The sequence below is a fragment of the Shinella zoogloeoides genome, assembly GCF_030733845.1.
Taxonomy (GTDB): domain Bacteria; phylum Pseudomonadota; class Alphaproteobacteria; order Rhizobiales; family Rhizobiaceae; genus Shinella; species Shinella zoogloeoides_C.
This window is the reverse complement of the sequence record NZ_CP132311.1, coordinates 3,092,693-3,111,579: the sequence shown is the minus strand read 5'-3', so window position 1 is coordinate 3,111,579 and position 18,887 is coordinate 3,092,693. Positions and strand designations below refer to the sequence as shown.

The following is an 18,887-nucleotide window of genomic DNA, read 5'->3' as shown; positions in this document are numbered from 1 at the left end:
GGGCATCTCCCCCTCAAGGGGGGAGATCGGCAAGGGGCGCAAACCTCACTCAGACAGCAGCGCTGGAGACGGGCGAAACAGTGCTCCATCCAATCTCCCCCCTTGAGGGGGAGATGCCCGGCAGGGCAAAGGGGGGTATGCCGATGACCGACACCAAAACCCTGCGCGCCCGCCGTGAAAAGCTGCTCGGCCGCAACATGTCGCTCTTCTATCACGATCCGGTCCACTTGGTGAAGGGCGAGGGCGTGTGGCTGTGGGATGCGGATGGGCGGCAATATCTCGACTGCTACAACAACGTGCCGCATGTCGGCCATTGCCATCCCCATGTGGTGGAGGCGATCTGCCGGCAGGCCTCGATGCTGAACACCCACACCCGCTACCTGCACGAAGGCATCCTCGACTATGTCGAGCGCCTGACGTCTACCTTCGACAGGAGCCTCGACTCGGCGATCCTCACCTGCACCGGCAGCGAGGCGAACGACGTGGCGCTGCGCATGGCGCAGGCGGTGACCGGCAAGACCGGGGTGATCGCGACCGACTTCACTTATCACGGCAACACGACGGCGGTGTCGCAGCTTTCGACCCGCATGCCGCCGGTCGGCGGCTATGGCGGCCATGTGCGCCATGTTCCGGCCCCGGACGCCTACCGCCCGCTCGGCGGGGAGGGCGGCCAAGCCTTCGCAAACGCCTGGGCGGCGAAAGTGGAGGAGGCGATCGCCTCGCTCGCGGAAAGTTCCTTCGGCTTTTCCGCCCTGATCATCGATCCGTTCTTCGCCAACGAGGGATTTCCGGACCTTCCGGAAGACTTCCTCGCTCCCGCCGTCGCGGCGGTCAGAAAAGCCGGCGGTCTCGTCATCTGCGATGAGGTGCAGCCCGGCTTCGGCCGGACCGGCAGCCATATGTGGGGCCACCAGAAGGCGCGCATCGTTCCCGATATCGTCACCCTCGGCAAGCCGATGGGCAACGGCCATCCGGTCGGCGGGGTCGTCGCCGGGAGCGAGACGCTGAACGCCTTCCGCAAGGCCTTCCGCTACTTCAATACGTTCGGAGGCAATCCCGTCTCCTGCGCAGCCGCCATGGCGGTGCTCGACGTCCTGGAGGCGGAAAAGCTGCAGGAGAACGCGCTTCACGTCGGCGCCTATGCCCGCGCGGGCCTGCAGAAGCTTGGCGAAAAGCATGCGCTGATCGGCAATGTGCGCGGCAGCGGCCTGTTCTTCGGCGCCGAACTGGTGCTCGACCGGGAGGAGAAAACGCCGGCATCCGATGTCGCCACCCGCGTCATCAACGGCATGCGCGAACGCGGCGTGCTGATGGGCAAGCTCGGCATCCATCAGAATGCCACGAAAATCCGCCCGCCCATGCCTTTCTCGAAGGACAATGCCGACCTGATGCTCGCAACGCTCGACGACGTGCTGGCCGGGCTTTGAGCCGATGGACGGCATCGTCGCAACCCTGACGGCCCGGGCCATCGCCGCGCTTTCCCACTGGGATTTGCCGGATCAGGTGCCGGAGCTCATCAAGTACCGCGAAAACGCGGTCTTCAAGGTGAGGCTGGCCTGGGGCGAGCCCGCCGCGCTCCGGCTGCACCGCCCTGCCTATCATTCGCCTGCGGCGCTCGGCTCCGAACTCGCCTTCATGGCAAGTTTGCGCGACAGGGGGCTGGCCGTGCCGCAGCCGATCCCGGCTGCCAGCGGCGCGCTGCTGGTGGCCTTCGGCGACGGGCCGTATTATGCCGACCTGATCGGCTGGGTGGAGGGCGAGCCGCTCGGGGAGACCGGTATTCCCCTAGCCGGCGAGGGCCGCGACCTGCCCGCGATCTTCCGTGCCGTTGGCCGAGAGATGGCGCTTCTGCATGGCGCGGCCGATGCCTTCCGGCAGCCTCCGGGTTTCGAGCGCCCGGCCTGGGACGCAGCCGGCCTCCTTGGCGATACGCCGTTCTGGGGGCGGTTCTGGGATTGTCCGGCGCTGTCGGCCGAAGACGCGGCCTACCTGACGGATCTTCGCGCGACGCTTTCCGCCCGGCTGGCGGCGATCGCGCCGAGCCTCGACTACGGCCTGATCCATGCCGATATCGTGCGTGAGAACATTTTTGTGCGCAAAGGCGCGGTCGCCTTCATCGATTTCGACGATTGCGGCTTCGGCTTTCGCCTGTTCGACCTCGCGACGACCTTGCTGCGCAACCGCCGCGAACCGGACTATCCAGCATTTCGCGCTGCGCTGCTGGAGGGCTACATGACTGTGCGGCCGCAGGCGAGCGCGTCCGTCGAGCACCTGCCGCTGTTCCTGCTGCTGCGGGCGCTCACCTACATCGGCTGGGCGGCAGCGCGGCCCGATCTTCCCGACAATGCCGCGCGCCTGCAGCGCTATCTCGCCGACGTGCGTTCCCTTGCCGAGGAAGAGGTGTCCGGCAAATAAAAGTGACATATGACGGCCTCCGCGGGATTGAGCCGGTTATGCGGGAAGTTTTTGCGCTGCGGATCTCCATCGTTCCCTCTGCGGCCTTCCTGCATCCGGTGTCGAGATCGCACGCTCGAAGGCCAGTTCTAAGCCATTATTGTATGCGATATTTCGCCTTTCACGCATGTGTTTTGGCGTCGGCAAAAAGGTCTTCGACTAGCACGCCATCACGCCCGAGGATGCGGCCACGGCGAATGACGGTGCGCTTTTGCGGCGTCAGCGCGACCGCTTCGGCAAGCGTGCGGGCGGGCACCAGGACGAGATCGCCGGCATCGCCATCGGAAAGGCCGTAGCCGGCAAGGCCCATGGCCTCGGCACCGCCGAAAGTGCAGATGCGGGCGGTCTCGGCAAGGTCGGCGTCGTTGGTCATGCCGTTGCGCTGGGCGAGATATTTGGCCCGTTCCAGCATGTCGCCGTTGCCCCACGGTTCCCAGGTGTTCTGGATGCCGTCCGAGCCGGAGGCGACCGTGAGGCCGCATTGCCGCATCAGGCACAGCGGCAAGGCAGGGGCCGCGGGGCTGCCGACCGTCATCACCGCGATCCGTTCCGCCGCCAGCGCCTCGATCAGGCCCTGCTGGCGGGAGGGCTCCAGCATGCCGAGGCAATAGGCATGGCTCACCATCACGCGGCCCTGCATCGAAAGGGCGCGGGTGCGCTCGATCATGAGCTCAAGGCAGAAGGCGCCGAGCTCGCCAAGCTCGTGCAGGTGGATGTCGATCGGTTTCCCATGCCGGTCGGCCAGCGCGAAGATGGCGTCGAGATGGCGCACGGGGTCGCGGTCGATGGTGGCGGGATCGATGCCGCCGACAATGTCGGCGCCGGCGCGCATCGCCGCATCCATCAGGTCGAGCGTGCCCTCGCGCGGCAGCATGCCGCTCTGCGGGAAGGCGACGACCTGCACATCCACGAGATCGCGCAGCGCCTCGCGGGTTTCGAGCACGCCTTCGATATTGGCGATGCCGATTTCCGTATCCACATCAACATGGCTGCGGATGGCGAGCACGCCGAAAGGCAGTGTCTGCAGGATCTGCCGGGCGGACTGCCGGCGCGCATCGATGCCGAGTTCACGCTTGGCCTTGCGGTCGGCGAGGATGCGATGGTTGCGGGTCGGGCCGACGCGGTTCTCGAACCAGTCCATGCCGATCAGCGTCTTGTCGAGATGGGTGTGCGCCTCGACGAGGCCGGGCAGCGCGATATGCCCCGCCGCGTCGATCTCTTGCGTCGGTAGCGCGCCGCCGGCCGTGCCGAAGCAGCCGTCGCGAATGACGAGGTCCACCGGCGCGCCGCCGAGGGGACGGGCGTTGCGGATGAGAATGTCTCTGGCCATGGCTGTTCTCCTCTCAGGCAAGCCCGGCACGCTGCATCGCCAGTCGGAATGCTTTTTCGGCGCGGTCGAGGATGGCGTCCTCGTCCTGGCCGACGAGCTTGCGCCCGCGCATCAGCACGCGGCCGCCGACGATGGTCGTGTCGACATCAGCGCCATTGGCGAAGCGCGCGAGGCGCTGCACCGGATCGATCGGCGGCCAGAGATGGGGCTGGCGCATGTTGATCAGCAGGATGTCGGCGCGTTTTCCCGTTTCGAGCGAGCCGATCTCGCCCTCCATGGACAGCGCCCGCGCGCCCTCGATCGTCGCCATTTCGAGGAGGTCGAACGGCGGCAGCACGGCGTCGTCGCGGAAATGCCGTGCGTGGTAGCGGTGCGCCTGGAACATGTTGCGGAACATGTCAAAGGAGCGGTCCGGCGCGGCGGCGTCCGTGCCGAGAGAGACGGTGATGCCCTCGGCCCGCAGCTCCGGCGCCGGGCAGCGGCCGAAGACGGACATGATGGCGCTCGGATTGTGCGCCACCTTGGCGCCGGTACGCTTGAGAACGGCCCGGTCCGCCTCGGTGAGATCGACGCAATGGGCAAGCAGCGAGCGGGCGTCGAAAAGGGCCAGTTTTTCGTCGTTGGCGGCAATTGAGCCGTCGCGGTGACCGTCCTGCACCAGCAGTACGCCCTTGTCGCGCGCCAGCTGCCGCGCCTTGCGCGAAAGGTCGAGGACGGCCGGATCCTCCAGCTCGGCTGCATCGAAGACGGGAAGCGAGACGGCGAGATGCACCCGGTCGCTGCGGCCCGCCCAGGCGTTGATAAGCGCGGCGCTGACCGAAAGCTGGGCCTCGGGTGAAACCGCGATCTCCTCATGGGCGCCGTCCCGGTAGGCGCGGTACACGCTTGCGGCCGCGGGCCGGTTGGGGCCGACGGCCAGCACCTCGCGCACGCCCATCTCGGTGATGGCGGCAAGATGCGCCTCGGCGGCGTCCGGCGCCTCGGTGCGCATGATGTCCGGCCCGCCGCCGAAGAGGAGGGTTGCGGTGGTCGTGCCGCACTTGATGCGCTCGGCCGCCGAGAGCGCCGCCTCGGCCGCCCAGAATTCCGGGTCGGTGGCTTCGGCATAGATCCGGCCGGTGATGGTCATCCAGTCCTCGGAATCGCTTCCAAGCCCCTTTGTCAGCATGTGGCCGGCATGGGCATGCGTGTCGATCAGGCCGGGCATCACCACCATGCCGGCGGCATCGATACGCTCCACCTCCGGCGGGGCGGTGGGCGTGCCTTCGCCGATGGCGGCGATCCGGCCGTCCTTCACCAGCACGTAGCCCCTGTCGAGAATGCGCCGCTCGACATCCATGGTGACGATCACGCCGTTTTCGATCAGCAAGGCCTTCGTCATCGAAATTTCCTCCCGCAAGGATTGCATACTGTCTTTGGACGGTCTGTGCGCAAAAACTAATTATCCTATCTTGATCTTGCGCGCACATTATGTACAGTCATATCCAGAATAATCGTATGCAAAATTTTGGGAACAAGCATACAAACTCGGGAGAATCCTTGTGAAGACCACTCTGAAGTCCCTGTTGGCGGGGCTTGCCGTCCTGGTGCCGCTCTCCGCCCCGGCCTTTGCCGAAACGCTCCGCTGGTCCGCGTCCGGCGACGTCATCTCCTATGACCCCAACGCGCAGGTCGACAGTTTCACCCAGAGCGTCCAGCACATGGTCTTCGACCCGCTGGTTCGCCGCAACAAGGAGCTGAAGCTCGAGCCGGCGCTCGCCACGTCCTGGGAAATCGTCGAGCCGACCCGCTGGCGCTTCAAGCTGCGCGAGGGCGTGAAGTTCCACGAGGGCCAACTTTTCAATGCCGACGACGTGGTGGCGACGATCCAGCGCCAGATCGATCCCGGTTCGCGCAACCGTGAAAACCTTTCCACCGTTACCGGTGTCGAGAAGGTGGACGACTATACCGTCGATCTCATCCTGCGCGGCCCCTATCCGCTGCTCCTCAACGATCTTGCCGCCATCTACATCATGAGCAAGCCGTGGATGGAGGAGCACGACGCGCTGAAGCCTGGTAACACTGCCACCGGCGTCGTCACCTATGCCAGCAACCACGCCAACGGCACCGGCCCCTTCAAGCTGAAGAGCTACGAGCCGGATTCCCGCTCGATCTTCGAGGTCAACAAGGACTGGTGGGACAAGCCGGAGCATAACCTGACGGAAGTCGAGTTCCGCCCGATCGCCTCCGACGCCACACGCGTCGCCGCGCTGCTTTCCGGCGAGGTCGACATGATCGCGCCCGTGCCGCTGCAGGACGTCGACCGCATCGCTTCCACCGACGGGCTGAAGGTCGTCGAAAACCCGTCGCTGCGCACGATCATGCTGGCGCTCAACTTCAAGAAGGAACTGCACGCGGCTCCCGGCGTCGCCAATCCGATGCTGAACGTGAAGGTGCGCCAGGCGCTCTGGCACGCCATCGACCTCAACACGATCCAGAAACGGCTGATGCGCGGCAAGTCGCGCGTCGCGGCCATGCTGGTCGCCCCTGCCGTCACCGGCCATGACGACGCGATCGACGTGCCGCTGGATTACGATATCGACAAGGCGAAGGCGCTGCTGGCGGAAGCCGGCTATCCCGACGGCTTCAAGACGGGCCTTTCCTGCTCGAACGACCGCTACATCGCCGACGAGCAGATCTGCCTTGCGATCTCCTCCATGTGGGCGAAGATCGGCGTTCAGGTCGATCTCGGCGTCGAAAGCAAGACGACCTATTTCCCGCGCATGGATAATGGCGAACTCGACGTCTACATGCTCGGCTGGGCCTCGCTGCCGCCGATGGATGGCTTCAGCGTGCTCCAGGCGCTGCTCGCCACCAATGACGGCACCTATGGCGGCAGCAACCCGAACGGCCTGTCCGATCCGCGCATCGATGCGCTCGCCCGCTCGGCGGCGGTCGAGCTCGACGAGGCCAAGCGCGTCGACATGCTGAAGGAAGCCTTCCGCATCACCCATGACGAGGCGCTGTTCATTCCGCTGCACCAGCAGCCGGTCGCCTGGGCGATGAGCAACAAGGTCGATATTCCGCAGTTCCCGGACGAATACGTTCGTCCCTGGTTCGCGAAGGTCAACCAGTAACGGGTTTCTCCCGAGCGGCGGTCCCGGCAGGCGAAAGCAGGCCGGGGCCGCCTGGCAAACCGGCCCCGACCCTCGACGGCGAGGAGAACGCGGGAGCGCAACGGCCCGGTTTCCGCCCCTTCGGGCTCGATCTCCCGCGCAAGGACTATTCCGATGCTCAGACTTTTCTCGGTGCGGCTGCTTCAGGCCATCCTCGTGATGATCGCGGTGACGGCCATCGCCTTCGTCATGTTCCGCTTCGTCGGCGATCCCATCGCCTCCATGGTGCGCGAAGGCGCGACGCAGGCGGAAAAGGATGCGCTGCGCGTGGCGCTCGGCCTCGACAAGCCGATCCTGACGCAGTTCGTCGATTTCGTCGGCAACGTCGTGACGGGCGATCTCGGCACGAGCTTCCGCTATCAGCAGCCGGTGGTCAGCCTGCTCATGAGCCGTCTTCCGGCTACGCTCGAGCTGGTCATCGTCGCCACCGTCCTGGCGCTCGCCGTCGGCATTCCGCTCGGCGTGCTCTGCGCGCTCAAGCCGAACTCCTTCCTCTCGCGCCTCACCCAGGCGACGACGCTCATCGGCATTTCCATACCCACCTTCGTCACCGGCCTGCTGCTGATCCTCGTCTTCGCGGTCAACTTGCGCTGGCTGCCCTCGTCGGGGCGCGGTGACCTGGTCGATCTCGGCTTCTGGCAAACGGGCTTCCTGACGCTCTCCGGCCTGAAATCGCTGATCCTGCCGTCCATCACGCTGGCGCTGTTCCAGCTCACCCTGATCATGCGGCTCGTGCGCTCGGAGATGATCGACGTGCTGTCGTCGGATTATATCCGCTTCGCCTTCGCCCGCGGCCTGCCGCGCCGCTATATCTACGGGCGGCTGGCGCTGCGCAATGCGCTGATGCCGGTCGTCACCGTCACCGGCCTGCAGATCGGCCAGCTCATCGCGTTCGCCATCGTCACCGAGACGGTGTTCCAGTGGCCGGGCATGGGCCTGCTGTTCACCAATGCCGTCGGCTATCCCGACGTGCCGGTGCTGGCCGCCTATCTGCTCTTCGTCGGCTTCCTCTTCGTCATGATCAACATGATCGTCGACATTCTCTACACTTTCATCGATCCCCGTCTGAGGACACGATAATGGCCACGCAATCCCTGATGCGCCGGCTTCCGCCGGTTTCCGTGATGATCGCCGGCCTGGTGCTCGCCATCATGCTCGTGCTCGTCGTCTTCGCGCCGCTGATCGCGCCGATGGACCCGCGCGACGTCTCTTCCTTTTCGCTGATCGACATGGAAATCCCGCCGGCCTTCATGGAGGGCGGCGACCCGCGCTTCCTGCTCGGCACCGACAACCAGGGCCGCGACCTCGTCTCGGTCATCCTGTTCGGCCTGCGCATCTCCGTCGTCATCGGCCTCGGCGCGGTGCTCTTCGCCGCCGCGCTCGGCGTCGTGCTCGGCCTCGTCGCCGGCTTCTTCGGCGGCCTTGTCGATGGCATCGTCATGCGCATCGCCGACGTGCTCGTCAGCTTCCCGACCATCCTCGTCGCCTTGCTGATCAGCGGCATTGCCCGCGCGCAGCTCAGCGCCGACACGATGCTCACCTGGGCGCCGCTGGTCCTCATCTTCTCCATCGCCGTCAATGAATGGGTGCAATATGCCCGCACCGTGCGCGCCTCGACCATGGTGGAGGTCGCGCGCGACTATGTGCGCGCCGCCAAGGTGATCGGCCTGCCCTCCGGCCGCATCATGGGCCGGCATATCCTGCCGAACGTCATGAGCTCGGTCATGGTCATCGCCACCATCAACCTTGCCGGCGCGATCCTGACGGAAGCGACGCTCTCCTTCCTCGGCGCCGGCATGCCGCCGACCTATCCCTCGCTCGGCACGCTGATCCGCATCGGCAACCAGTTCCTGTTCTCCGGCCTCTGGTGGATCGCCGTCATGCCGGCGGCAGTGCTGGTCGTCCTCGTGCTCGCCGTCAACGTGATCGGCGACTATCTGCGCGACCGCTTCAACCCGAAACTGATGGCCCGCTGAGATGAGCAAGACCCCCGTTCTCGATATCAGGAAGCTGCGCGTCGAATATCCGCTGGCGAACGGCGATACGCTCGTCGCCGTCAAGGATATCGACCTCCTCATCCGTCCCGGCGAGATCCACGCCCTCGTCGGCGAATCCGGCGCCGGCAAGACCACGGTCGGCAATGCGCTGATGGGCCTGTTGCAGGCCCCCGGCAAGATCGTCTCCGGCTCCATCGAGATTGCCGGCAAGCCGATCGATCTTCGCACCGGCCGCACCGAGAGCATCGTGCCCGGCCGCGATGTCGGCGCGATCTTCCAGGACCCGATGACGAGCCTCAACCCGCTCTTCACCGTGGAAAGCCAACTCTGCGAAGGCATGCTCGCGCATCTGAAGCTCTCCTCGAAGGAGGCGAGGGCGCGTGCGCTGGAGCTGATGAAGGCCGTCGGCATTCCCGAGCCGGAGCGCCGGCTCGGCTCCTATCCGCACCAGCTCTCCGGCGGCCAGCGCCAGCGCGTCGTCATCGCCACCGCGCTTGCCTGCAATCCGCAGCTCATCGTCGCCGACGAGCCGACGACGGCGCTCGACGTCTCCGTCCAGGCGCAGATCCTCAAGCTGATCCGCGACCTTGCGAACGAACGCGGCGTCGGCGTGCTGCTCGTCACGCATAATATGGGCGTCGTCGCCGAGATCGCCGACCGCGTCACCATCATGCAGAACGGCGCGGTGGTGGAGAGCGGCTCGGCGCGGGAGGTGCTGACCGATCCGAAGGCCCCCTATGCCTGCACCCTGATCGCCGCCGTGCCACCGATCGAAACACGGCTGGAGCGCCTGCCGGTGCCGAGCGAGGAAACGCAGGTGACGCTCGACGCCCGCGCGAACGTGCGCCGCAAGGGCACAAAAACCGAGATCGGCAGCAAGGACGACGTGGTGCTTTCCGTGCGCGACCTTGCGGTGGAATATGGCGGCCGCTCGCTGATCCCCGGCCGCAAGGCCTCCGTCTTCAGGGCGGTCAAGGGTGTTTCCTTCGACGTCCGCCGCGGCGAGATCTTCGGCCTCGTCGGGGAATCCGGCTGCGGCAAGACCACCGTCGCCAACACCATTGCGGGCCTCGTCACCCAGAGCTCCGGCACCATCGATTTCCAGGGCACGGCGCTCGGCGCCAAGCGCGAGAAATCCGTTCGCCAATCGCTACAGATGGTGTTCCAGGACCCCTATTCGGCGCTCAATCCGCGCCTGCGCATCAATTCCGCCATCGCCGAGCCGATCCTGTTCTACAAGCTCGCCTCCAATGCGGAGGAGGCGCGGCAGGACGCGAAGACGCTGCTTGAAGCCGTCGGCCTGCCGGCGGATGCAGGCTCGCGCTTCTCGCATGCCTTTTCCGGCGGCCAGCGCCAGCGCATCGCCATCGCCCGCGCCCTTGGCCCGCGCCCGTCGCTGCTCATCTGCGACGAGCCGACCTCGGCGCTCGATGTGTCGGTACAGGCGCAGCTTCTCAATCTCCTGAAGGATCTGCGCGATCTTGCCGGCCTTTCCATGCTGTTCATCAGCCACGATCTCGCGGTGATCCGTCAGATGTGCGATCGCATCGCGGTGATGAAGTCGGGCGAGATCGTCGAACTCGCCGAGACCGAGATGCTGTTCACGGCGCCGAAGCACGACTACACAAAGGAACTGCTGCGCCTTGCACCCTCGCTCGACCGTATCCTTTCGCGGCAGAGCGCCGCGGAATGACCTGACAGACCGGAGACCCCGCATGGCCGACATCCTCATCAAGAACGGCACCGTCATCGCCATCGACCCGGCGCGCCGGATCATCGCCGACGGGGCGGTGGCCATCACCGGCGAGCGGATCGTCGCCGTAGGACCGACAGCGGAGGTGGAAGCGGCCCATCCGGCGGGCGAAGTGATCGACGCGCGCGGGATGGCGATCATGCCCGGCTTCGTCGATGCCCACGCCCATGCCGGCCATGGTCTGATCAAGACGCTCGGCGGCGGCAAGAGCGATCCCTGGTATCAGGCCTGCCGCGGCGCCTATACGGTCGGCTCCACGCCGGACTTCTGGTTTGCCGAGGCGCAGCTTGCCGCGCTGGAGCGGCTGCGCTTCGGCGTCACGACGGGGGTTTCGCTGCTCGGCGGCGGCGATTCCGTCATGCGTACCGACGAGCCCGTCTATGGCGATGCGCATATGGAAGGCGTGCTCGGCATCGGCACCCGCTCGGTGGTCGCCGTCGGCACCACGCGCCCACCGCATCCGCTGACCTATGCCCGCTGGAACGGCGAGACACGCACCGATTATCCTGTCACCTTCGAGCAGCAGTTCGCCACCTGCAGGACGCTGATCGACCGCTGGCACGCCAGCCATGACGGCCGGCTGCATGTCGCCCTGCTGACGCCGACGCTGCATCGCGGCTATCGGGAGGCCGCTGGTGCGGAAGAGGCCGTCGCCCAGTCGCGCGCGATCAAGCAGTTCGCCGAGGAGCGCGACTTGGTCTTCACGCAGGACGGCCATAGCCGCGGCAGCGTGCGCATCGCGCATGAGATCGGCATTCTCGGCCCGCGCACGCTGCTCTCCCACGCGACGGGGCTGGACGAGGATGAGATCGCGATCTGCGCGGAGACCGGCACGACCATCGTGCACAATCCGAGCGCCGTCGCCGCCATTCTCGCGCGCTGCCCGGTGACGGAGCTCATCGATGCCGGCGTCACCGTCGTCATCGGTTCGGATGCGACCGCCCCGGACCGCTCGGCCGACATGTTCCGCCACATGCAGCAATGCATGCACTACCACCGCACCCATTTCCACGATCCGAGCTGGCTGCCGCCCGGCAAGGCGCTGGAAATGTGCACCATCGACGCCGCCCGGGTGCTTGGCCTCGATGCCGAGATCGGCTCGCTGGAGCCGGGCAAGAAGGCCGATGTCATCCTCGTCGACCTGCGCCGGCCGCATCTCTACCCGGCGCATATGCCGGAGTTCCGCGTCACCTGTTTCGCCAACGGCAACGACGTGCATACCGTGCTCGTCGGCGGCAAGGTGCTGATGCGCGATCGCACGCCGCTTCATGTCAACCAGGATGCGGTGCTGGACGCCGCCCAGCGCGAGGCGGACCTGATGATCGACCGGCTTGGCCTGCGCTACGCGCTGGAAACGCCGCGCATGTTCTGGGGCCACAGCCGCGACCTCGACCTCATCGAATAGACCGACATCCGATTGCCAAGAATGGATAGAGCCATGACCCTTGCAGACCTCGCCCTCGGCCGCCGCCCGGAAGGCCGCACCACACTTTCCGCCCGCTGGATCGTCGCCCATGAAAACGGTCGCCACCGGCTGCTCACCGACGGCGAAATCGTCATCGAGGGGCGGGAGGTCATCTATGTCGGCCCGCGCTTTCCCGGCGAGGTGGCGCGCCGCATCGAGCTTGGCGACATGCTGGTCTCGCCCGGCTTCGTCGATCTCGATGCGCTCTCGGACCTCGACACCACCGTGCTCACCATCGACTACGGTCCCGGCTGGGCGACGGGCCGCGTCTGGCCGCGCAGTTATGTCGATCGCGGCCCCTACGAGATGTACACGCCGGAGCAGCTCATCTTCCAGAAGCGCTTCGCCTTCGCCCAGCTGCTTTTGAACGGCATCACCTCCGCGCTGCCCATCGCGTCGCTGTTCTATCGCGAATGGGCGGAAACCGTCGCCGAATTCGAGGGCGCGGCGGATGCCGCGGGCGATCTTGGCCTGCGCGTCTGGCTCGGCCCGGCCTATCGCTCCGGTGGCATGGTCTGCGAGGCACCGGGCCAATTGGAGCCGGTCTTCGACGAGGCCCGCGGCCTCAAGGGGCTGCAGGACGCCATCGCTTTTGCCGGCCGCATCGCCGGCCGCCACGAGGGGCTGGTGCAGGGCATGCTCGCGCCCGACCGGGTGGAGACCTCGACGCTCGCCCTTCTCCAGCGCACCATGGCGGCATCGGCCGAAATGGGCCTGCCGGTGCGCCTGCACATGGCGCAGGGCAAGATGGAGCGGCAGACCGTTGCCCGCCTGCACGGCACGACCGCGCCGCAATGGATGGCCAGCCACGGCCTGCTCAACGAACGGCTGATCGCGCCGCATGCCGTGCAGGCCGAGCCGGAAGACCTCGACCTCTACGCAAAACATGGCGTGACCATCGCCCATTGCCCGCTGGTCTATGCCCGCGGCGGCGAATATCTCAATTCCTTCCGCCGCTGCCGCGATCTCGGCATCCGCATCGGCATGGGTACGGATACGACGCCGCCGGACATGGTGCTGAACATGGCCGTCGCCTTGATGACCGGCCGCATCGCCGCGGGCGAGGAGGGGCTGTCGACGGCCGAAGTCTTCGATGCCGCCACGCTCGGCGGCGCCGATGCGCTCGGCCGCACGGATATCGGCCGCCTGCAACCGGGCTCGAAAGCCGACATCGCCATCTTCGACCTTTCCGATCCGCGCTTCGCACCGACCGTCGATCCGGTCCAGTCGCTGATCTTCGGCGCGAGCGGCCGGGTGACGCGCGCCGTCTTCGTCGACGGGCGGCTTTCCATGCGCGACGGCGAGGTGGCCGGCATTGACATCAAGGCGGCCCGCAGAGAGGCGCAGGCGCAGTTCGACGGGCTTGTCGCGAAATATCCCGAGCGCACCTGGGGTCATCCTGCTCTGGAAACCATGTTCCCGCCGACCTATCCGCACTGGAAGGCCGACTAAGGGCTGAGCGCAAAGCGATTGTCGGACGGCGCGTCCTGTGCGACGATGCGCGCGGGAGGATGTCTGGATGGTGTCGACGCTGTCGCACATACAGGAGATCGAACGCGTCGGCATGGGCGCGGTCAGCCCGCGCGATGCGCCGGTCATAAAATCCTGGCTGCGCTGCCTCAACGACTACAAGCTTGACCCGACGGTTGCGCAGGAAGCCTATATCGTTCCGGAACTCAAGCTACGCGAGCATCGCGAGCAGGCCGAGGAACTGATCCGCATCGGCCGCTCGGGCCTGGAGGCGCTGTTCAACCAGGTGGCCGGGCAGAACTATGTCTTGCTGCTTTCCGATGCGCGCGGCGTCACCGTCGATTTCATGGGTGACCCGACTTTCGACAACCAGTTGCGCCGGGCCGGGCTCTATCTCGGCTCGGAATGGTCGGAGAACCGGGCGGGCACCTGCGCGGTCGGGGCCTGCATGGTCTCCGGCGAGCCGGTCATCATCCATCAGGACGATCATTTCGATACCAGCCATATCGGGCTCACCTGCACCGCCGCGCCGGTCTTCGACACGCTGGGGGACCTCACCGCCGTGCTCGACATCTCGCAGCTCCGCTCGCCGACGGTGAAGACCAGCCAGCAACTGGCGCTGCATCTCGTCGCTTCCACCGCGCGGCGCATCGAGCTCGCCAACCTGATGACCCGCACCCGCAACGACTGGGTGCTGCGCCTTGCGCGCTCGCCGGAATTCCTCGATGTCGATCCCGACGCCGCCATCGCGCTCGACGGCAGCGGTCGCATCACCGGCATGACCCATGGCGGTTTCGGGGCGCTTGCCCGCGCGATGAACCTCAATGGCCTTGCCACGCGCGATTTCCTCGGCCAGCAGGTCTCGCAGGTTTTCGACATCGATGTCGACGACCTGCCGCGCTTCATGCGCGGCCGGCCGAACGGCGAGCGGCTGCTTCGGGCGCGCAATGGGCTGGTGCTCTTCGCCAGCGCCGTCGCGCCCGCCGTCAACCTTCGCTCTCCTGCCGTTCCGGCGGCGCGCCTGCCGCGGGCGCTGCGTGATCTCAGCCATGGCGATGCGGCGATGGAAAGGGTTCAGGCCCGCGCGGCGAAACTTTCGGCGCGCGACATCCCGATTCTCATCCAGGGCGAGACGGGCAGCGGCAAGGAGTTCCTGGCGCGGGCGATCCATGACAGTTGCGGTGGCGGCGGCAGTTTCGTCGCGGTCAACTGTGCGGCCATTCCCGAACATCTCATCGAATCCGAACTCTTCGGCTATGCGCCCGGCGCCTTCACCGGTGCCAGCCAGAAGGGCAAGCGCGGTCTGATCGAGGAAGCGAACGGCGGCACGCTGTTCCTCGACGAGATCGGCGACATGCCGCTCGCCCTGCAAAGCCGGCTGCTGCGTGTCCTCTCGGAAAACGAGGTGCAGCCGGTCGGCGCGCTGAAGGCGCGGGCGGTTCGTCTCCGGGTGCTGTCGGCCTCGCACCGCGACCTTGCGGAACTCGTGAAGGAGGGCCGGTTCCGGCAGGATCTCTACTATCGCCTCAATGCCGCGACGCTCGCCTTGCCGGCGCTGCGCGAAAGAGAAGATCTCGGCTGGCTGGTCGACCAGGTCCTCGGCCGCATCGAGAAGGAAAACGGCGAGGCCTATCGCCTCGACGGCGCGGCGCGGGCGGCGCTGCTTGCCCATGGCTGGCCGGGTAACCTGCGGGAGCTCTCCAATGTCCTGCGCGTTGCGGCAGCCCTTTCGGAAGGCGGCGTCATCGGCCTCGATTGCCTGCCGGACCATCTCTTCGCCGAACCGGACGCGACCGCCTCCGACGACGACGCCTTGCGCCGGGCACTCGACGATTGCGGCAACAATGTCTCGGCGCTCGCCCGAAAGCTCGGCGTCAACCGCTCCACCATCCATCGCCGCCTCAAGCGCCTCAACTGACGCGGCACCTGCAACACCTGTTGCACGCCACCTGTTGCATTCGCTTGCGCAACGGCATCTCCCCTATCATAAGTATTTGATAAATAACAAGAAGGCCAATCTGGCACGCCGCTTGCTGCTTTCCTGCCGGGAGATAGCAGGAGGAGAAACCATGCTCGACAAGACCCCCACCACCCGCGTCCAGGCGCTTCTCGACACGTTCGGCGCCGCCCTTGAAGCCGGAAACATAGACGATGCTGCAAACCTCTTCGCCGGGGAATGCTACTGGCGCGACCTCGTCGCCATTACCTGGAACATCAAGACCGTCGAGGGCCGCGATCAGGTCCGCGACATGCTGAAGGCGCAGCTTTCGACGGCCAAGCCCTCCAACTGGTCCGTCGCGGCCGGCGAGGAGGCGAGCGAGGCTGACGGCGTGCTGGAAAGCTGGATCACCTTCGAGACGGCGACCGGGCGCGGTTATGGCCTCGTGCGCTTCAAGAACGGACTGATCTGGACGCTGTTGACCGTGCTTTCGGAACTCAAGGGCCACGAGGAGAAATCCGGCTTCACCCGCCCGCTCGGCGCAAAGCATGGACAGAATCTCGGCGCGAAGACCTGGAAGGAGGAGCGCGAAGAAGAGGAGCGCACGCTCGGCTACGAGAAGCAGCCCTATGTCGTCATCATCGGCGGCGGGCAGGGCGGCATCGCGCTCGGCGCCCGGTTGCGCCAGCTCGGCGTGCCGACCATCATCCTCGAAAAGAACGACCGGCCGGGCGATAGCTGGCGCAAGCGCTACAAGTCGCTCTGCCTGCACGATCCCGTCTGGTACGACCATCTGCCCTATATCGATTTTCCGAAGAACTGGCCGGTCTTCGCACCGAAGGACAAGATCGGCGACTGGCTGGAATTCTACACGAAGGTCATGGAGCTGAACTACTGGACCCGCTCCACCGCGAAATCCGCCAAATGGGACGAGGCGACGAAGGAGTGGACCATCGTCGTCGATCGCGACGGCGAGGAGGTCGTGCTCCGCCCGAAACAGCTCGTCTTCGCGACCGGCATGTCCGGCAAGGCGAACATTCCGGACTTCAAGGGCCGCGAGCGCTTCAAGGGTGAGCAGTACCATTCCTCGCAGCATCCGGGACCGGACGGCTACAAGGGCAAGAAGGTTGTCGTCGTCGGCTCGAACAACTCGGCGCACGACATCTGCGCCGCGCTTCATGAAGCCGGCGTCGACGTCACCATGATCCAACGTTCGACGACCCATATCGTCAGGTCCGACACGCTGATGGATATCGGGCTCGGCTCGCTCTATTCGGAACAGGCGCTGGCGAACGGCGTGACGACGGCCAAGGCCGACCTCATCTTCGCCTCGCTGCCCTACCGGATCATGCACGAGTTCCAGATCCCGCTCTACGACAAGATGCGCGAGCGCGACGCGGACTTCTATGCGGCGCTGGAAAAAGCCGGCTTCCAGCTCGACTGGGGCGCGGATGGCTCCGGCCTCTTCATGAAGTATCTGCGCCGCGGCTCCGGCTACTACATCGATATCGGCGCCTCGCAGCTCATCATCGACGGCAAGGTCAAGCTCGCCGCCGGCCAGGTCGAGGAGATCACGGAGAATTCGGTAAAGCTCTCCGGCGGCCGGGAGATCCCCGCCGACGTCATCGTCTACGCGACAGGCTACGGCTCGATGAACGGCTGGGTCGCCGACCTCATCGACCAGGAAACGGCCGATAGGGTCGGCAAGGTCTGGGGCCTCGGCTCCGATACGCCGAAGGATCCGGGTCCCTGGGAGGGCGAGCAGCGCAATATGTGGAAGCCGACGCAGCAGGAAGCCCTGTGGTTCCACGGCGGCAACCTGCATCAGTCACGCCACTATTCGCAGTATCTGTCGCTCCAGTTGAAGGCGCGCCTGGAAGGCCTCCCCACGCCGGTCTACGGCCTCCAACCGGTTCATCACCGGAAATAGACCGGCACCTCGAGCGGGCAGCGGAAACGTTGCCCGCTTTTTTCGCTTGCGGGCGGTTTCCGGCATTCAATTCACGCCAGCATGAAGCTGCGCTGCGCGCCGGCGGGCTGGGTGGCGGAAGAGGGATTTCCGAGCAGGCCCTCGTATATATCAAGAAGCGCGTCGGCCCAGTCCGACTGGGTGTTGGCGAGCTTCATTCCGTTGGCGAAGGCCTTCTCGCTCATGCGGCGCATGTCCTCGGTAGGCATGGCGGCCATGGTGCGCAGGGCTTCGGCGAAGGCGGCGTTGTCCTGCGTGTTGCAGGCGACGCCCATGCCGCGCTCGACCACCTCGTCAGCGAGGAACGCCATTTCCGTCAGGACGAGCGGCACGCCGCTGCCCGCCGCTTCCGCCGCCACCAGGCCGAATGGCTCGGGAAGGCGCGAGGGAATGACCAGCGCGCGGGCATGGCCGATCAACGCGCCGATTTCCTGCTGCTCGCGCCAGCCGTGGAATGTCATTTCCGGATATTGCGCTTGAAGTTCCGCGCGCATCGGCCCGTCGCCGATGATCTCCAGCGGCACGCCCGCCAGCCGCGCGGCGGCCAATGCATCCTGCGCGCCCTTTTCCTGCTCGAGGCGGCCGATGAAGAAGAAACTCCGGTTCTGCTCGGCGGCGATCCGCTCGGGGACGAAGGGCAGGGCGGGATTTCGCACCGCCTGGAGAAGCCGCGCCGCGTAGCCGGCACGGTTGAAGCCTTCGATCATCTTTTCATGGATGAGGACGATCTTCCCCCACGGCACGTCCCTGCCCATCGCGGCATAGAGCCTCGCCTCGCGCGTCGCGCGCCAGAGCTTGTGCGCATAGGCGCGCCGGTCGCAATTCGTCGCAAGGCAGCTCAGCCCGAGAGGCACGCGCCGGCACCGCTCTTCCCGCCGGTAGTCCATATAGGCGCCGTTGGGACAGGCATGGAAAAAGTCGTGGGCGTGGATCGCGGTGCGCTCGGCAACCTTGCGCAGGGGCACGAAGATCGCGGGCGAGAGGATCTGCGACCAGACATGGACGTGGTACACCGTGCCGGGCGTGTCGTTCCTGGCGATCCAGTCGGAAACGAGGGCGCTGGCCGAGCGGTTGTCCACGCCGCTGATCGCCGTCCGGAACGGATTGCCGCCCAGAAGCGCCTTCTGCCTGAGTTTCACGAGGTCGACGCCGAGTTCCTCGAACAGGGGGCTGTCGCCCTCGTCGCCAACGATCATGGTGACGGGAATGCCGCGGGATCGCAAAAGCCGGAGCAGCAAGAGCACGAGCGTCGTCGCACCGCCGCGTGCGATTGAAAAGTCGTTGATGAGGACGACCCGGGATATCGGCGGCATTGCTGGTTATCGACACTCCAGTTGGCAGATTCGGTTTTAGCT

The 18,887-nt window shown here is 66.0% G+C and carries 13 protein-coding genes; 10 read left to right on the top strand and 3 right to left on the bottom strand.

Annotated elements, in window-relative coordinates:
- Window positions 1–143 precede the first annotated feature (143 nt).
- Window positions 144–1,427: an aspartate aminotransferase family protein gene (locus Q9316_RS16265; protein WP_306032618.1), complete on the top strand. Its 1,284-nt coding sequence runs from the start codon at window positions 144–146 to the stop codon at window positions 1,425–1,427.
- 4 nt (window positions 1,428–1,431) lie between these two features.
- Window positions 1,432–2,415, top strand: a complete 984-nt coding sequence (locus Q9316_RS16260) for a phosphotransferase enzyme family protein (RefSeq protein WP_306032617.1) — start codon at window positions 1,432–1,434, stop codon at window positions 2,413–2,415.
- Between the two features lie 160 nt (window positions 2,416–2,575).
- On the opposite strand, the gene Q9316_RS16255 is transcribed toward Q9316_RS16260, so the two are convergent.
- Both Q9316_RS16255 and Q9316_RS16250 read right to left on the bottom strand, forming a co-directional pair.
- Window positions 2,576–3,784: an amidohydrolase gene (locus Q9316_RS16255; protein ID WP_306032616.1), complete on the bottom strand. Its 1,209-nt coding sequence runs from the start codon at window positions 3,782–3,784 to the stop codon at window positions 2,576–2,578.
- 13 nt (window positions 3,785–3,797) lie between these two features.
- Window positions 3,798–5,165: an amidohydrolase family protein gene (locus Q9316_RS16250; RefSeq protein ID WP_306032615.1), complete on the bottom strand. Its 1,368-nt coding sequence runs from the start codon at window positions 5,163–5,165 to the stop codon at window positions 3,798–3,800.
- A 160-nt stretch (window positions 5,166–5,325) separates the two neighbouring features.
- Between Q9316_RS16250 and Q9316_RS16245 the strand changes: the two genes are divergently transcribed.
- The 8 genes from Q9316_RS16245 to Q9316_RS16210 all read left to right on the top strand — a co-directional run bounded on the left by Q9316_RS16245 (window position 5,326) and on the right by Q9316_RS16210 (window position 17,493).
- Window positions 5,326–6,900, top strand: a complete 1,575-nt coding sequence (locus Q9316_RS16245; protein ID WP_306032614.1) for an ABC transporter substrate-binding protein — start codon at window positions 5,326–5,328, stop codon at window positions 6,898–6,900.
- A gap of 153 nt (window positions 6,901–7,053) precedes the next feature.
- Window positions 7,054–8,019 carry an ABC transporter permease gene (locus tag Q9316_RS16240; RefSeq protein ID WP_306032613.1) on the top strand — a complete coding sequence of 322 codons (966 nt, stop codon included), beginning with the start codon at window positions 7,054–7,056 and terminating at the stop codon, window positions 8,017–8,019.
- Window positions 8,019–8,915, top strand: a complete 897-nt coding sequence (locus Q9316_RS16235; protein ID WP_306032612.1) for an ABC transporter permease — start codon at window positions 8,019–8,021, stop codon at window positions 8,913–8,915. Before Q9316_RS16240 ends, Q9316_RS16235 begins: the two co-directional genes overlap by 1 nt.
- Before the next feature lies 1 nt (window position 8,916).
- Window positions 8,917–10,629 carry a dipeptide ABC transporter ATP-binding protein gene (locus tag Q9316_RS16230; protein ID WP_306032611.1) on the top strand — a complete coding sequence of 571 codons (1,713 nt, stop codon included), beginning with the start codon at window positions 8,917–8,919 and terminating at the stop codon, window positions 10,627–10,629.
- Window positions 10,630–10,651: 22 nt separating this feature from the next.
- Complete coding sequence (locus Q9316_RS16225; RefSeq protein ID WP_306032610.1) at window positions 10,652–12,094, top strand: amidohydrolase family protein; 1,443 nt, start codon at window positions 10,652–10,654, stop codon at window positions 12,092–12,094.
- Between the two features lie 33 nt (window positions 12,095–12,127).
- Entirely contained in the window at window positions 12,128–13,606 is a 1,479-nt protein-coding gene (locus Q9316_RS16220) for an amidohydrolase family protein (RefSeq protein ID WP_306032609.1), read from the top strand.
- 67 nt (window positions 13,607–13,673) lie between these two features.
- The gene (locus Q9316_RS16215) at window positions 13,674–15,542 is read left to right on the top strand and encodes a sigma-54-dependent Fis family transcriptional regulator (protein WP_306032608.1); all 1,869 of its coding nucleotides are present in this window, start codon (window positions 13,674–13,676) and stop codon (window positions 15,540–15,542) included.
- A 151-nt stretch (window positions 15,543–15,693) separates the two neighbouring features.
- On the top strand, window positions 15,694–17,493 hold the full coding sequence (locus Q9316_RS16210) for an NAD(P)/FAD-dependent oxidoreductase (protein WP_306032607.1): 1,800 nt from the start codon (window positions 15,694–15,696) through the stop codon (window positions 17,491–17,493).
- Window positions 17,494–17,564: 71 nt separating this feature from the next.
- Here the strand turns inward: Q9316_RS16210 and Q9316_RS16205 are convergent, their stop codons facing one another.
- Window positions 17,565–18,845, bottom strand: a complete 1,281-nt coding sequence (locus Q9316_RS16205; RefSeq protein WP_306032606.1) for a glycosyltransferase family 4 protein — start codon at window positions 18,843–18,845, stop codon at window positions 17,565–17,567.
- Between the last annotated feature and the right edge of the window lie 42 nt (window positions 18,846–18,887).

Excerpts from the sequence above, each read along its gene's own strand:
- Q9316_RS16260 (WP_306032617.1), top strand. The coding sequence starts at position 1,432 with ATGGACGGCATCGTCGCAACCCTGACGGCCCGGGCCATCGCCGCGCTT.
- Q9316_RS16210 (WP_306032607.1), top strand. The coding sequence starts at position 15,694 with ATGCTCGACAAGACCCCCACCACCCGCGTCCAGGCGCTTCTCGACACG.
- Q9316_RS16215 (WP_306032608.1), top strand. The coding sequence starts at position 13,674 with ATGGTGTCGACGCTGTCGCACATACAGGAGATCGAACGCGTCGGCATG.
- Q9316_RS16240 (WP_306032613.1), top strand. The coding sequence starts at position 7,054 with ATGCTCAGACTTTTCTCGGTGCGGCTGCTTCAGGCCATCCTCGTGATG.
- Q9316_RS16205 (WP_306032606.1), bottom strand. The coding sequence starts at position 18,845 with ATGCCGCCGATATCCCGGGTCGTCCTCATCAACGACTTTTCAATCGCA.
- Q9316_RS16220 (WP_306032609.1), top strand. The coding sequence starts at position 12,128 with ATGACCCTTGCAGACCTCGCCCTCGGCCGCCGCCCGGAAGGCCGCACC.
- Q9316_RS16250 (WP_306032615.1), bottom strand. The coding sequence starts at position 5,165 with ATGACGAAGGCCTTGCTGATCGAAAACGGCGTGATCGTCACCATGGAT.
- Q9316_RS16255 (WP_306032616.1), bottom strand. The coding sequence starts at position 3,784 with ATGGCCAGAGACATTCTCATCCGCAACGCCCGTCCCCTCGGCGGCGCG.
- Q9316_RS16225 (WP_306032610.1), top strand. The coding sequence starts at position 10,652 with ATGGCCGACATCCTCATCAAGAACGGCACCGTCATCGCCATCGACCCG.
- Q9316_RS16265 (WP_306032618.1), top strand. The coding sequence starts at position 144 with ATGACCGACACCAAAACCCTGCGCGCCCGCCGTGAAAAGCTGCTCGGC.
- Q9316_RS16235 (WP_306032612.1), top strand. The coding sequence starts at position 8,019 with ATGGCCACGCAATCCCTGATGCGCCGGCTTCCGCCGGTTTCCGTGATG.
- Q9316_RS16230 (WP_306032611.1), top strand. The coding sequence starts at position 8,917 with ATGAGCAAGACCCCCGTTCTCGATATCAGGAAGCTGCGCGTCGAATAT.